13 protein-coding genes and 2 tRNA genes are annotated in these 14,310 nt (G+C 55.4%); all 15 read left to right on the top strand.

From position 1 onward, the window contains the following. Nucleotides 1-123 precede the first annotated feature (123 nt). The 15 genes from R0135_RS03435 (at nt 124) to R0135_RS03365 (ending at nt 14,139) form a co-directional block, all read left to right on the top strand. Entirely contained in the window at nt 124-2,622 is a 2,499-nt protein-coding gene (locus R0135_RS03435; RefSeq protein ID WP_407348859.1) for a DNA internalization-related competence protein ComEC/Rec2, read from the top strand. Nucleotides 2,623-2,634: 12 nt separating this feature from the next. Then, on the top strand, nt 2,635-3,258 hold the full coding sequence (locus R0135_RS03430) for a MotA/TolQ/ExbB proton channel family protein (RefSeq protein ID WP_407348858.1): 624 nt from the start codon (nt 2,635-2,637) through the stop codon (nt 3,256-3,258). Next, a complete protein-coding gene (locus R0135_RS03425; RefSeq protein WP_407348857.1) occupies nt 3,255-3,680 on the top strand; it encodes an ExbD/TolR family protein in 426 nt (141 codons plus the stop codon). Before R0135_RS03430 ends, R0135_RS03425 begins: the two co-directional genes overlap by 4 nt. A gap of 5 nt (nt 3,681-3,685) precedes the next feature. Beyond that, nucleotides 3,686-4,756, top strand: a complete 1,071-nt coding sequence (lpxK, locus tag R0135_RS03420) for a tetraacyldisaccharide 4'-kinase (protein ID WP_407348856.1) — start codon at nt 3,686-3,688, stop codon at nt 4,754-4,756. Then, on the top strand, nt 4,753-5,550 hold the full coding sequence (gene kdsB / locus R0135_RS03415; protein WP_407348855.1) for a 3-deoxy-manno-octulosonate cytidylyltransferase: 798 nt from the start codon (nt 4,753-4,755) through the stop codon (nt 5,548-5,550). Before lpxK ends, kdsB begins: the two co-directional genes overlap by 4 nt. Next, nucleotides 5,543-6,559, top strand: a complete 1,017-nt coding sequence (murB, locus tag R0135_RS03410; protein WP_407348854.1) for a UDP-N-acetylmuramate dehydrogenase — start codon at nt 5,543-5,545, stop codon at nt 6,557-6,559. The genes kdsB and murB overlap by 8 nt, the downstream gene beginning before the upstream one ends. Then, on the top strand, nt 6,552-8,399 hold the full coding sequence (gene uvrC, locus R0135_RS03405; protein ID WP_407348853.1) for an excinuclease ABC subunit UvrC: 1,848 nt from the start codon (nt 6,552-6,554) through the stop codon (nt 8,397-8,399). The genes murB and uvrC overlap by 8 nt, the downstream gene beginning before the upstream one ends. 33 nt (nt 8,400-8,432) lie before the next feature. Continuing rightward, nucleotides 8,433-8,996: a CDP-diacylglycerol--glycerol-3-phosphate 3-phosphatidyltransferase gene (pgsA, locus tag R0135_RS03400; RefSeq protein WP_407349871.1), complete on the top strand. Its 564-nt coding sequence runs from the start codon at nt 8,433-8,435 to the stop codon at nt 8,994-8,996. Nucleotides 8,997-9,076: 80 nt separating this feature from the next. Further along, nucleotides 9,077-9,152, top strand: a tRNA-Gly gene (locus tag R0135_RS03395). Nucleotides 9,153-9,160: 8 nt separating this feature from the next. Next, nucleotides 9,161-9,234 (top strand) — tRNA-Cys (locus R0135_RS03390). A 100-nt stretch (nt 9,235-9,334) separates the two neighbouring features. Beyond that, nucleotides 9,335-10,381 carry a tyrosine-type recombinase/integrase gene (locus R0135_RS03385; protein WP_407348852.1) on the top strand — a complete coding sequence of 349 codons (1,047 nt, stop codon included), beginning with the start codon at nt 9,335-9,337 and terminating at the stop codon, nt 10,379-10,381. Further along, entirely contained in the window at nt 10,365-10,973 is a 609-nt protein-coding gene (locus R0135_RS03380) for a hypothetical protein (protein ID WP_407348851.1), read from the top strand. Before R0135_RS03385 ends, R0135_RS03380 begins: the two co-directional genes overlap by 17 nt. Nucleotides 10,974-11,095: 122 nt before the next feature. Continuing rightward, complete coding sequence (locus R0135_RS03375; protein WP_407348850.1) at nt 11,096-11,347, top strand: hypothetical protein; 252 nt, start codon at nt 11,096-11,098, stop codon at nt 11,345-11,347. 61 nt (nt 11,348-11,408) lie between these two features. Then, nucleotides 11,409-11,801: a hypothetical protein gene (locus R0135_RS03370; RefSeq protein WP_407348849.1), complete on the top strand. Its 393-nt coding sequence runs from the start codon at nt 11,409-11,411 to the stop codon at nt 11,799-11,801. 193 nt (nt 11,802-11,994) lie between these two features. After that, nucleotides 11,995-14,139, top strand: a complete 2,145-nt coding sequence (locus R0135_RS03365) for an AAA family ATPase (RefSeq protein WP_407348848.1) — start codon at nt 11,995-11,997, stop codon at nt 14,137-14,139. The last annotated feature ends 171 nt before the right edge of the window (nt 14,140-14,310 follow it).

The following is a 14,310-nucleotide window of genomic DNA, read 5'->3' as shown; positions in this document are numbered from 1 at the left end:
CGCGGCACTACTGATTGACCGCTAATGCTATTCGCTGAAAAGGTTTGTCGTGTTTCACTTAAACACCGGTTGATTAAAAGACGCCTGTCGCATGGGTATCATTATGCCGCCCGAACTCCGGCGATGGTAGCGCCATACACGCTGCTGATCCTGTGTTTGAGCGCAGGTATTACGGTATTGCAGCTCCCGGTCCTTCCCGCGCCGGCTTTGGTCCAACTATTGATTCTGGTGACCGCGCTGGCGGGGCTGGTGTCTTACAGCTTGCGACGCTTTTGTTGGGCTAATGTTTCCTTGCTTTTATCCCAGCGGCTGTCGCTGTTGATGCTCAGTGTTTGCATAGCTTCAGTGTTCGCAATCCTGGTGCTTGTACCGGCCAGGAGCTGGCAAGAGAAGCAATTGCCTATGCATTGCGAGAGGCAAAAGCTGGGGCTTAAGGGGGTGGTAGAAGGACTGGTTCATCGAATGGGCAGCCATGAAGACCCCCGTTATCGCTTTACGGTGCGAGTACTGGAGGTGACCCCCAAAAGCTGCGCCGGGCCTGAGCGTGTTCAGGTGTATCTGAACGCCGGTAAAGACGCCGGGTTCTCTGCCGCGTTGGGGAGTAACGCAACACCGGTGACATCCGCTGCCAGGGCAGCGCCGTCAGAGGACTATTTGCTTCCCGGCGCTAAGCTCATTTTTGACGCGCGTCTGAGACGTCCCTGGGGATTGGTTAATCCCGGCGCCGAGAATGGAGAACGGCATTTTCTCGTTGCAGATATTCACGCTGTCGGCTCTGCCGCAAACCTACAGATAGAGCCACGCTTTACATGGCGAGACCTTGGTATTTCAGAAGTAAGGGATCGGCTGCGTGACACTGTTTCCCGCAATATTCAGGATCGTGTGCCGGGGGAGGTCGGGGCCCTCCTGACTGCCCTTGCGGTGGGCGATCGGCGGGCGATGACCCCCGCTGTATGGGAGCGTTTGCGACTGTATGGGGTGAGCCATTTACTGGTGATATCGGGAATGCATATAAGCTTGCTGGCGTTACCCGGGTGGTACTTTGGAGTAGGTCTGGGCCGAATCATCCGCCTGATGTTTCGGATCCGCGCTAACGCCAGCGTGTTACCACCCGTGTTTGCCATGCTTACCGCCGGGGGCTACGGCCTGCTATCGGGCTTTGCGCTACCGTCACAACGAGCGGTGCTAATGCTTGCAATTCTCATGCTGCCGGCGATGTTCGGTCGAACCTTGCCAACAGGACGGGTGCTGCCGTTAGCCGGGGTTGCGCTATTTGCGTTCAATCCCCTGGGTATTCTCTCAGCGAGTTTTTGGCTTACCTTGGGCGCCGTTGCTTTACTGCTCTGGTGCACCGTTTGGCGAGGACCTACGAGCTGGCTACAAGCCATTGGCGGGGCTCAGGGATACATGCTGCTAGCCATGCTTCCTCTTGGCTTATTTTGGTTTGGGGAAGCCAGCGGGATTGGGGGCCTGGTTAACTTTATCGCGATACCTTTGGTCACTCTTGCTGTTGTGCCTCTGGTTTTGGGGTCTGTCCTTTGCCTGCCAATACAGGAGGCTTTAGCAGATCTGGCGTTGCAGGCCGCTGCGGGCTTAATGTCACTCCTGTGGTCGGCCATGACTCACTGGGAATCGTCGATTTCACAATGGAGTACTCTGCACGGCAGTCCCGGTCTGTTAGCATTTCTGTTGGCTTTGATGGGCGTTTTAATCCTGCCCCTGCCGGCTTCTGCCTCAAAGTTAGTCATCGCGACTCTTCTGTTTGCCCCGCTCTTGGTGCCCGCTGAGGGAGATAATTCGGACACAGCAGAACTGATTTTTTTTGATGTAGGGCAGGGTACGGCGGTGCTTGTACGCCAGGGCGATCAGGCTCTGCTGTATGACACGGGCGGCGGGGCACCCGGGGGGCCGGCCATCGCAGCGCGAAGTGTGCTCCCAGTGTTTCGTATGCGGGGGCTTCAACGCCTGGATACGCTGATCATCAGTCATCCGGACAGGGATCACAGTGCTGGCGAAGGCCTCGTAAAACAGATACTCGGGCCGTATCGCATACGCCGAGGCGTTTCCGAGAGCCAGTCGCAGGCCTGTCGTTTGGGGGAAACTCAGCGTCTGGGCGACGCCATTGTTATTCGATACCTGTCGCAGCGCCTTGTGGGTGATAGTGATAACAACGCATCCTGTGCGATATTGCTGTCAGTTTACGGACGCAAGATTCTCCTGGCAGGCGATATCGACTCCCGGCGGGAGCGCGCCTTATTGGCTTACTGGGGCCGGGACTTACAGGTCGATATTCTCCTGGCGGGGCACCACGGTTCTGCAAGCTCAAATAGTCGTTTGTGGCTGCGCTCGCTGGCTCCCCAAATCATGGTGGTGACCGCTGGGCGCTCAAATCGCTTTGGGCATCCGGCAGCGCGAGTGCTTGAGGCAGCGGCAGCGCAGGGCATCAGTGTGATCAATACGGCCCTGCATGGTGCCGTGGTTTTCAGTATTCGTGCAGACGGCCTACTGAGCTGCGAAGCCGTAAGAAACCAATGGCAGCCTTTTTGGCGACGTGGTGCATTCCCAAACGACTGTATACCTCCGCGGAGCGCCATCCGCGGGTATAATCACCGCGACAGATAGAGGAGCCCTACTGTGCTGGAACTCATAACCGCCGGCGGCTGGTTGATGATAATCATCGTTGCCTGCTCGGTCGTGGCGATAGCCATATGCATTGAACGAAGCTATGTGCTGAATCGACGCCGCATCGCCCCTCCGCATTTACTCGCAAGTGTCTGGAAACAGCTCAAGGCGGGCGATATGGACTCGGCTAAACTGCGCAATCTTCGAGATTCTTCCCCTTTGGGGCGAATTTTGGCAGCAGGGCTTGCCAACGCCCATCATGGGCGCGATGTCATGAAGGAAAGTATCGAAGAGGCAGCAGGGCATGTTGTGCATGACCTTGAGCGTTACCTCAATACGCTGGGTACGATCGCGGCTATCGCCCCTCTGCTTGGCCTTCTCGGTACAGTGGTGGGCATGATTCGTGTATTTGCTGAAATTATGTCGCAGGGCACGGGTAACGCGAGTGCACTAGCCGGTGGTATTTCTGAAGCGCTGATTACTACCGCTGCGGGTCTATGCGTCGCGATTCCAGCCCTGGTGATGCATCGTTACTTCAGCGGGCGCATTGACGGCATTGTTATTGAATTGGAACAACAGACTATTAAGCTGGTTGATGCCTTGCATTCAAGAGAAGAGGAGCGTGACAAGGCGTGAAATTTCGCCGCCAAAGCCGAGAAGAGCTGAACGTCAACCTCACACCGCTCATCGATGTGGTGTTCCTGTTGCTGATCTTCTTTATGGTATCCACCACGTTCACCCGCGAGACGCAGCTGTCCGTTGATTTGCCGGAAGCGACTGGCCTGATGCGTGACGAGGTAGAAAAGCAGGTAGAGATTCTCATTGATGAGGCGGGTAATTATCGCGTGAATGGTCGGGCGTTAGTTGACACCAGCATGCGCACACTACAGGCGGCGGTCTACAAGGTTTCTGAAGGCGACACCACACTTCCTCTGGTTATTTCTGCTGATGCACAGGCGGCCCATGAGTCTGTGGTGCGAGCAATGGACGCTGCCGGTCAAATGGGGTTCAGCCGTTTGAGCATTGCGTCGGTACAGCCAAATACTCAGGCTCCCTGATCACTATGCGCGATAGTCTAACGCTTGCCGTGGAGCGCGCCTGGTTCCAGACACCCAAGTTGTTACTCCTGCTTTTACCATTGGAATGGTTGTTTGCAGCGCTTACGGCGTTTCGTCGTCTGGCCTTTCGCAAAGGCTGGTTAAGCAGCGGGCACCCCGGCGTGCCCGTCATTGTCGTAGGTAATCTGACTGTAGGTGGCACGGGCAAAACGCCGGTGGTGCTGGGGATTACGCAATCACTTATCGCCCTGGGATTTCGAGTCGCAGTGGTCAGCAGGGGATATGGTGGCTCATCGGTAGGAACTGTACAGGTTACCCCGCATAGCGATTATCGAGAGGTGGGAGATGAAGCACTGCTCGTCGCTCAGAGCAGCGACGCCCTCGTGGTCGTGGGACGTGATCGCCTGGCGGCGGCTAAACATGCAGTGCGGCTCGGGGCAGAGGTCATTATTTCGGACGATGGACTGCAACACTATGCACTTCAGCGCGATGTGGAAGTGGTAACCAGTGACGCAAAGGCGGGCTTTGGAAACGGTCATCTGCTTCCAGTGGGACCGCTTAGAGAGCCTCCGCGACGCCTGGCTACAGTAGATTTCTTCCTGCAACGGGGCGGGCAAGACCCGCATTCGGGTACTCGATATCACGCAAAACAGTTTCGTCGCTTGTCCGACGGAGAACTTCGCAGTACCTGCGACCCGGGGTTCGGTCCGGCAGTGCATGCAGTGGCTGCGATAGCGCAACCCCAACGGTTTTTTGAAACCTTACGGGGGCTGGGAATGGAGCCAATAGAACACTGCTTCGCAGATCATCGGCCTTTCCTTGGCAGTGACTTTGACGGTCTGGATGATTTACCCGTGGTGTTGACAGCTAAGGACGCCGTGAAATGCCCCGGGTCGCTTTCCAGTGATATCTGGATTCTGGATATGGAGATTGAGTTTCCAGAGGGCTTTGTGGAGCAGTTGCTAAAGCGTGCATCTTTGCTTGGTGCCAAACGCGCCTCCGGTAGCAATGCGCAAAGCGCTAGCAGTAAAAAAGCAGCCCCCCAAACCTTAACGTCAGGTGGAGATGCATTATGAGTTTTGTTGTGGTTATTCCCGCGCGATACGCTTCCACACGCCTGCCGGGTAAGCCTTTGTCGATGATTGCCGAAAAAACCATGCTCCAGCACGTTTGGGAAAGAGCCAGAACTTCTGTCGCCAGCCGTGTTGTCATAGCCACGGATGACACACGCATTGCAGCGGTATGCGGTGATTTTGGCGCCGAGGCTTTAATGACAAGTCCAGATCACGCCAGCGGTACGGATCGATTGGCTGAGGTGGTTCAGGCGCTGGGGTTGTCCGATGATCAAATTGTAGTGAACGTGCAGGGTGATGAGCCTTTGATCCCTGCGACAGTGATCAATCAGGTCGCTAGTAACCTGGCGCGCGAAGAGACTGCCAGCATTGCGACGCTGTGCGAAGCTATCACGGACGTCGAAGTACTCCGTGATCCCAACGCTGTCAAAGTCGTGTTCGATGAAGCAGGCCGAGCACTTTACTTTAGCCGCGCAATTATTCCCTGGCCCCGGGACCATCTGTGGGAGTCAGCAGAAATGCCTTTGGGTAACTGGTATCGCCATATCGGCCTGTATGCCTACAGGGCCGGGTTTCTGCGTCGTTATACTCAGTGGCAACCAGCCCCCATAGAGCTTGCAGAATCGCTTGAGCAATTGCGTGCGCTTCATAAGGGCGAAGGCATTCACGTAGAGACCGCTTGCGAGCCAGTACCCGGTGGCATCGATACACCCGAAGACTTGCACAGACTGCGGCAACAGTTTGCTGATTTGAGCGTGAGTACTGCAGCGACTATTACAACGTCGACTGGTGAGTAAGGCGCATTCTCAAATCGCCGGCAATGCGATTGCGAACACGCTGGCATTGCCCTGCGCCGCGCGCAAGCGTATCAACATCACTGGGCATCAAGATGTGCTTGCTGCGATCGCATGGTCAGCGGAGTCCGGGTTGCCGCTCATGCCTTTGGGTGCGGGCAGTAATGTCGTCTTACCGCCGGTGCTTGACGCGGCGGTGCTGAATGTTTTGGACTCTTCGACAACATTGTTGGCGGACGCGCAGGATGCGGTGATACTTCGTGTAGGCGCCGGAAAGCCCTGGCATGAACTGGTTGTCGAAACAGTGGGTAGCGGTTACTTCGGCCTGGAGAATCTTGCGCTTATCCCGGGATTAGTCGGTGCTGCGCCCGTGCAAAACATCGGCGCCTACGGCAAGGAGTTCGGTGACTTTGTAGTCGCGGTGCACGGCTTTGATCTTGTCACAGGCCTTGCTCAAACCCTGTCGGCGTCGGACTGCGAATTCGCTTACCGCGACAGTGTATTCAAGCAGAAGCTTCAGGATCGGTTTTTGATCACCGCGGTGGATATCGAGTTGTCCCGCAAAGCGGAGCTTAATAGCGACTATCCTGTGCTGAAGTCACGAATAGGCTCGGGACCTGTTTCAGCTCAGGCCGTGCTCGATGCGGTAGTAGCGCTGCGCCTGGAGCGGCTGCCGGACCCCGCCAGTGCACCCAATGCAGGTAGTTTTTTCAAGAATCCCATTTTGGACGCCGGGCAATTGCTGGAGCTGCAAAGCAACGAGCCAGAAGTGCCTGTCTATCCACTGCCCAATGGCTTATGCAAGGTGTCTGCCGCATGGCTCATCGAACAGGCAGGGCTGCGGGGTCATTCGCTGGGGCGCGTCGGGGTATCCAAGCAGCATGCCTTGGTACTTGTGACTAACGGTAGTGCTGAGCAAAGTGACGTATTGGAACTTGCGCGCCACGTGCACAGTGCAGTGCAGAAGCGTTTTGGTGTGAGTCTGGAGGCTGAGCCTCGAATCTATGGCTGAAGCAAAAACAGAGAGGGATGGTTTTGATTCCGAAGCGTTCCTTGCGACGCTCACGACCCGTTGCGGCGTATATCAAATGTATGATGGCGACGGCGAGCTACTCTATGTGGGAAAAGCGCGAAATCTGAAGAATCGCGTCAGTAGCTACTTTCGCAACAGCGGCTTGAATGCCAAGACCGTTGCGCTGGTCATGCGAATTCGTGACATTCAGGTCACGATTACCTCAACGGAAGCCGATGCACTGCTTCTTGAGCATAACCTTATTAAGACCCACAAGCCGCCGTACAACATTCTCCTGCGCGACGATAAGTCCTATCCGTACATTTTTCTTTCCAGTGAAGATCGGTTTCCGAGGCTTACGGTACATCGAGGTCGCAAGCGCAAAAAAGGTCGCTACTTCGGTCCTTATCCCAGTGCTGGCGCAGTACGCCAGTCCATGCACTTTTTGCAAAAGGTTTTCAAGGTTCGCCAGTGTGAGGACAGTTACTTCCGAAATCGCTCCCGGCCCTGTCTTCAGCACCAGATTGATCGTTGCACGGCCCCGTGCGTAGACCTTGTGTCCACCGAGGATTACGCCGAGCAGGTGGAGAAGACTGAATTGTTTCTCTTGGGTAAGTCTCGGGAACTGCAAATTCGTCTTGCAGATGATATGGAGAGGGCCGCCGCAGAGCTTGCTTACGAAAAAGCGGCATTGCTACGGGACCAGATACAACACTTGCAGCAGGTGCAGAACACCCAAGGTATCGAGGGAGGGCATGGCGATCTGGATGTTGTTGCTGCGTCCATGGAAGGCGGGCAGTGCTGTCTCCAGGTGTTGTTTGTGCGTGATGCCCGGGTCCTCGGGAGTAAATCCTTTTACCCCAAGCTCCGTTTAGAGAATACCGAAGCTGAAGTGCTCGAGGCATTCCTGCCCCAGTTTTATCTTGCCGGTGAACAGCGAATACCCCCGGAAGTGCTCCTGAGTCATGCGCCGGATAATGCCGCAACCCTGGCTGAAGTTTTCACTAGTCGAGCGGGTCGAAAGGTCGTGTTGAGGCAGCGGGTTCGCGAAGCTCGAGCGCGATGGCTGCAGCTTGCGGTGCAGACAGCACAGACAAACCTCATTGCGCATCTTGCAGGCAAGCAGACTGTTCAGGAGCGTTTACAGGTGCTTCAGGAAGCGCTGGAAATGGAAGTTCATCCACAGCGTATTGAGTGTTTTGATATCAGCCACAGTAGCGGTGAGGCGACGGTGGCTTCCTGCGTGGTATTTGATGCCAATGGTGCGCGTAAGTCGGACTATCGTCGGTTTAACATTGAGAATATCGAAGGCGGTGATGACTATGCGGCAATGCATCAGGCGCTCACGCGACGTTTTCGAAGACTCAGAGATGAGGCGGCAGGCTTGCCGGATATTTTGCTTATCGACGGCGGTAAGGGGCAGGTGACGCAGGCCCTGTCGGTGCTTAAGGAGCTGGAAGTTAAGGGTGTTGAAGTTGTTGGTGTGGCTAAAGGGACGACTCGCAAGGCCGGTTTTGAGACCCTGATTCTCGGAGACAGTGGCCAGGAGTTACAGCTTCCTTCCGATAATCCAGCTTTACACCTCATTCAGCAAATTCGCGATGAAGCGCACCGGTTTGCAATTACGGGGCATCGAAATCGCCGGGACAAGCAGCGCCGACACTCAGCTCTGGAGTCTATTGCCGGGGTGGGCGCAAAGCGGCGTCGTGAGTTGCTCCGGCACTTCGGCAGCGCTGGAGCAGTCGAGAACGCGAGTGTGGAGGAGCTGCGAAAGATTCCGGGTATCAGTGCTAACATTGCACAGACTATCTATGACCACTTGCACGGAGTTGGGGAATAACACTTTGAAATCGCCGAGAGAATTTACGTGTCTCTGAATATCCCTAACTCGCTGACGGTGCTTCGGATTCTGTTGATCCCGGTAATGGTTGCGGTATTTTACATGCCCTTCGAGGGCCACTTGTTGGCTGCTGCGGGTATTTTTGCAGTGGCGGCCGTCACCGACTGGTTTGATGGTTATCTTGCACGCCGCCTGGGCCAAATGACGCCGTTTGGGGCGTTTCTTGATCCCGTAGCCGACAAGCTTATGGTGGCGGTGGCCTTGGTGCTGCTGGTTGAGCGGCACAATGATCTGTTATTTACCCTGGCTGCCTGCGTCATTATTGGTCGAGAGATCGTGGTATCTGCGCTTCGGGAGTGGATGGCTGAGCTGGGCAAAAGAACATCAGTCGCCGTATCGATGATCGGTAAGGTAAAGACTGGCTTTCAGATGGTATCCATTGTGGTGCTGTTGGCGGTGGATGCGCAGCGTGACGGCAGCGAAATACTGGCGCTGGGTGTTCTGCTGCTCTACATTGCAGCGGCGCTGACCATTTGGTCCATGTGGCAATACCTTCGTGCCGCGCAGCAGGTCTTGGCTGAGGACCCATCACAGTGATGGTTTTGATCTCGGTTTCGGCTTGACTCACTTTCATCACACCCTACAATACGCGTCCCGCCCAATTGCGGACAGGTTTTGCGGGAATAGCTCAGTTGGTAGAGCGCAACCTTGCCAAGGTTGAGGTCGCCGGTTCGAACCCGGTTTCCCGCTCCAAGTTTTGAGGCTCGGTGGCAGAGTGGTTATGCAGCGGATTGCAAATCCGTCAACGCCGGTTCGATTCCGACCCGAGCCTCCATTAAATAGCTGATTTACAAGGGTTTTATTTTACCCCTTGCATTTGATTTGCCCCATGTGCGCAGAATGTGCGCACTTCCACAATTTTTGGAGGGCAAGACATGGCTAGCATCCGTAAATACCGAAACGGCTGGCGCGTCGATATTAGACGCCAAGGCCACGCACCGATGACCAAAACGTTCGCCAAGAAAGGCGAGGCTTCTCAGTGGGCGATGGAGACTGAGGCCGCACTAGTCAATGGTGATCTCAGCAACCCCAGCAACAAGACTGTTGCCGAGATGATTCAGCGCTATAAAGAAGAGTGCGACCCCATCCCCTACGAGAAAAGTATCCTCAAAGAATGGGATATTTACCTCGGCAAAGTGAAGCTAAACCAGATCCGCAAAGCGCACGTTGTGGACGCCCGTAAGCGTCTCACAGTGGCCAGAGAAAAGCAGGGCAAGCCTCTGGCGCCGGCCACGATAAATCGCCGCGTAGCGCTTCTGAGCCGCGTCTGTCGTATCGCTATCCAAGAATGGGATTGGCTGAGTGACAACCCCTGCCATATCCGCGCCCTTAAAGAAGACAACCAGCGGGACAGATTGCTTTCATCCGAAGAGCAGACCCGGCTTGCTGAAGCTGTCGCCAACCACGAAGAAAAAGCCTTGCTCGGTTTTGTGCTGGTCGCAGAGGCCACTGGCATGAGAGCGGGCGAGCTGGTCTCATTGAAGTGGCAGAACGTCAACACTGATACCGGGATCATTGAGATCATCAAGTCCAAAAACGGGGAGAAGAGGGCAGTCGCAGTTGTAGGCAATGCATTGGAATGGCTGAAGGCATGGAAGCAAGAAAACGTGCTTCGATTCGGCGGCTATGTCTTCGGCAATGAAACTGGCTTTGCTCCGTTCTACTACAGCAAAGCATGGGTAGAAGTTAAGAAGACTGCCGAGCTTGAAGACTTTCGATTCCATGACCTACGACATAGCTTTGTTACGTCGGCTCTAAAAGCAGGCATGAACCCGGTGATGGTTCAGCTTGTCTCGGGCCACAAGTCGGGCCAAATGCTGAAGCGATATGCGCACCTCGTCACTGATGTGGCTATGCAGATCGCAGAGGCTACCGATGCGCAGCGAAATAGCGGAGGGCAGGCTGATGACGCGAAAGAGTAATAGGCAGAAATCATCTGGCTGGGCCAAAGCATTACCGCAGCGCGCGCTTAAGCGTCTCGACTCTCTGGGCGCTGATGAGCTGGCTAAAGCACAGGCGGCGAACTCCTACGCGGTCTTTTTAGCGAATAAATCATACCGAGAAACGACAGCGCCCCCCAAGGCGGTAACGACCCATATCGCGGAGACGGAAAAGGCGATCTCTGAATTGAGGAGATGCCTTGACGGCACCCCCGACCAAATAGCGTCGTGGGCTTCTTACCAGCTAAATAAATCCGGAGGGACGACGTATCGCGCTTACTGTCGTAGCGTCATGGGACAGCTTGAGCATCTTCGTGACCTGCAGCGAGATGCGGAAAGAAATTTTGCATCCCAAGAAATAGCCGATGCGGGTGAGCGGCCAAAGAATGCGGAGGCGCGATTACTCTCAGAGCTATCAAGCGTCATAGAGCCATTGGTTCATACCAAGCTTAGAGCCGCTGAAGTCGCCGGTGAATTGGCGGTATTGCTGGGTATATCTGGGCTGCCATCCAGTGATAAGGGCCTTGCTGATCGCATTAGGAATTATCGCAAAAGCGTGGAGATTGACGCCTAAAATCACGAGTCTTCGCTGCTTACCAGATCCTGCCAATCACTGACTATGGTTAACGAAAGCAGCGGGTGCAGACATAGAAGTATGCCCCGCTGCTGACTTAAACCAGTATGCAGGAGGCAGAAATGTCGAATCACTATCTAATTGAAAAATACCCCAGCGGCTTTGAAACAGTTACCGCTTTCGGGAAAGCCCACCCAGAGATTTTGCCCGAGCGAAGAGCGCGCAACATGATTGCAACGCTTACGCAGCAGCCTGAGCCGGTGCAGCGAGTCTTTCGCAAGCGCTTCGGACGCTGGGGCATTCACGTTCCCTCGTTAGTCAATTATCTCGAGCTTGATGCTCCACTGATCAGTACGCGAAACGTCGGCCGCTAGGTGCGGTTCCGCCACCAATCTTCAGAACGATAAAGCCCAAATTTCCTGCGAGGAAAAACGAATGTCCAATATTTGTAAGGGGGAGTGGTGTACGCCAACCCCCAGCGCACTAAACCCCGCCGCACCAATAATAGCCGCTGATATAGCCGTCAGCGTCCACGAACGTCTATCCGAGATCTCCGCACTCTTCTCAGCAATTCGATCGTCCGACGAAAGCACGGCAATGCGTCTGGCATTTATCGGCGAGGCACTAACCGAGGATCACAGTGACAATCTTGTTTTTGAGCTGGGGGAGCTGGCCGGGAGTGTCGGTCAGAACTTTGATGATGCGGGGGCGAGGATCCTCGCTTACGAGGAGAAACTGACAGGCATAAAAACGCAGCCCGAAGGCTGCGCCGAATTTACACACCCAAGCGGGGGCTATCAGAAACTCAGGAGTCACAATTATGAGTGATCGATCAGGCACCCACAATTCGAATTCTTGTAGTGCATACAACTTCCTTTCGGGGCGATCTGTGCCACTGACACAGATCACACCAGGACGTAAGAGCCCGGCAAGCGGGTGGCGGCCAACGTGGCCGTAGAGCAGCAACGGCTACCCCATCTAAAAATCATCCGCGCCTAAGACCTGTACTGCGAGAACTCATATGCAAAACCCTAGATTTTCATTTTACAAAACGCTCAAAGATAAAAAGCCGCTGCGCGAGATCACACCCGGTGACTTGCGCGAGATGGCGCGAAACCCGAAACCGGTATCGGCTAAAGAACAGGCTCCGCTGTTCACGCCCTACGCTGCACCGGGAAAAACCAAGGCAGTCGCAGAGCAAGCGCCGTTCTGGTTGCTGGTGCTAGATCACGACGATGACGGCAGAGACCTTTCCGCAATGCGTGCGCTATACGATCTGCTCGCCTGTGGTTATCTGGTGTACTCAACAGCTCACCACTATCGCGAGAAAGGCGACAAGCCGGCAGCACCCCGCTGGCGTGTCGTAATACAGCTTAGCCGGTCTATGGGTGCTGATGAATGGCTACCCCTGCAAAAGAGCCTTGCTAAAGCGCTGGGCGCTGACTGTGCCGCTACACAGCTTCAGCATGGATTCTATGCGCCTGCTTTGGTTGGGATAGAACCTCGCTATGAGTTTATCGACGAGCTAGCCCGATCCGCGCTCGATCCCGGCGATGCCGAAAGCCCGCTGCGTAAGCTCATCCAAGCCGTAAAGCCTCAGGAATCAGTGCCTTTTTCTAGCGTACAGGTTGAGCAAGTGCCACTAAAACCCCGCAACCTGTTAACGCTCAACAATGGCGACCTGTTCGACAAGATCGCGCAGCACTACCGATTGCATACCCTGCTCACAGAGGCGGGATACAAGCCCACTGGTGGCAATAAGTACCTTGCCCCCAATAGTTCTACCGGCACGGCTGGTGTCGCTCTAATGACCGATGAGAGCGGCACAGAGCGCGTCTTTTCCCATCATGGCGAGCATGACCCGCTATCCCATCTGCGCCACGGTGGTCACGCGCTAGACGCCTTCGACGTTCTTACAGAGCTGCGCTACAACGGCAACGAGCAGGAGGCCATGAGGCGCGAGGCTGAGACTGTCGACCCAGATGGACAGAGACAGCGGCAGCGCGACTATATGCGCGAGCAGGAACCGGCAGCGCCGCAAACCAAGCTCAGCCGCGTGGATTTAAAAGCAGACTGGGATATACCGGCAGAGCCTACCGAGTACGTCCTCGAGGCTCTTATACCGGCCCGTACGCTCACCATACTGGGCGCGGACGGCGGAAAGGGTAAGACCGCTCTTGCGCTGGCTATTGCGGCACACGCCGCTACAGGCCGCCCATGGGCGGGTCTGAATGTATCTAGTGGGCAAGTGGCGTTTGTCTCTCTTGAGGATGAACCTAAGCTGATTCGTACACGACTCAAGCTGGCCTGCATTGACTACAACCTACCCAGCGACACGGTATTAAAAAACCTGCATTTACTGGATGGCACAGACGGTGACGGTGCACTGATTGTCCCCGGCTCAACACGGCAGGAACTGCCCCGGCTGACCGCGACCTACGACGAGATCTGTGCGCAGTGCGCAGGCTTTGCGTTAATCGTAATTGATAACGCCAGTGATGCGTATGCGGCAAATGAGATTGATCGCCGCGAGGTTAGGACTTTTACCCGTGCATTGGTACGGCTTGCCCGAGAAACCGGCGCTGCGGTCCTGCTTTTGAATCACGTTGATAAAACAGCGGCAAAAGGTAACTCCCAAGGCGCGAGCTATTCAGGGTCTACTGCATGGAACAGCGGCCCACGATCGCGCCTTGCGCTGCTAGACGATCACAGCCAATTAGTTCTTCGTCATGAGAAGCATAACCTCGGCCCAAGGCATGACGATATTGCGATTCGCTTTAGTGACTACGGTACACCCTTACCCGATCTAGGGCGGCAATCAGAGCAGCACCCAGATCCCTCTGACCTTCTTCCAGCCTTCAGGGCCGCAGAGCAGGCAGGCATATCGGTCAACGCGAGCCTGTCCAAGAACCAGTATTCGGCGCAGACAATTCTGGGACGACTCCCCGAATGCCCTGAGTTTTACAAGCGAGGGAAGGCCGGTCATGAAGCGGCGGCCTCAGCGATCATCGACCTCAAGCGGCAAGGCCTTTTAGTCGAGGAAACCTACCGCGATGGGAACCGGCGACAAAAGGCCCGATTGATTCTCAAAGAGCACGCAGCGGGCGCGTTATCCGATTCAGGTGCGCAGTGGGAATCTGAAAAAGACGACAGCGAGGCCGCGTGATGCTCAATTTTTCACTCGAAATTTGTGTGCGCGCACACCCCCCATACCCCCCACTGCGCACTGCGCACGCCCGATGGGCTGTCAGTGGCATGCAATGGAGTCTCACTACGCACCACTACGCACCACTGCGCAGAGACACCCCCCAGAACGGCTAAAAAATCAGGAGATCGA

The organism is Congregibacter variabilis, assembly GCF_045689235.1.
Classification (GTDB): Bacteria; Pseudomonadota; Gammaproteobacteria; order Pseudomonadales; family Halieaceae; genus Congregibacter; species Congregibacter variabilis.
This window is presented reverse-complemented; position numbering and strand designations above follow the sequence as displayed.

What these genes read in the sequence shown, in the direction of transcription:
- R0135_RS03375 (WP_407348850.1), top strand. Translation starts at nt 11,096, where the DNA reads ATGTCGAATCACTATCTAATTGAAAAATACCCCAGCGGCTTTGAAACA.
- kdsB (WP_407348855.1), top strand. Translation starts at nt 4,753, where the DNA reads ATGAGTTTTGTTGTGGTTATTCCCGCGCGATACGCTTCCACACGCCTG.
- uvrC (WP_407348853.1), top strand. Translation starts at nt 6,552, where the DNA reads ATGGCTGAAGCAAAAACAGAGAGGGATGGTTTTGATTCCGAAGCGTTC.
- R0135_RS03365 (WP_407348848.1), top strand. Translation starts at nt 11,995, where the DNA reads ATGCAAAACCCTAGATTTTCATTTTACAAAACGCTCAAAGATAAAAAG.
- R0135_RS03370 (WP_407348849.1), top strand. Translation starts at nt 11,409, where the DNA reads ATGTCCAATATTTGTAAGGGGGAGTGGTGTACGCCAACCCCCAGCGCA.
- R0135_RS03380 (WP_407348851.1), top strand. Translation starts at nt 10,365, where the DNA reads ATGACGCGAAAGAGTAATAGGCAGAAATCATCTGGCTGGGCCAAAGCA.
- R0135_RS03435 (WP_407348859.1), top strand. Translation starts at nt 124, where the DNA reads ATGGTAGCGCCATACACGCTGCTGATCCTGTGTTTGAGCGCAGGTATT.
- lpxK (WP_407348856.1), top strand. Translation starts at nt 3,686, where the DNA reads ATGCGCGATAGTCTAACGCTTGCCGTGGAGCGCGCCTGGTTCCAGACA.
- R0135_RS03385 (WP_407348852.1), top strand. Translation starts at nt 9,335, where the DNA reads ATGGCTAGCATCCGTAAATACCGAAACGGCTGGCGCGTCGATATTAGA.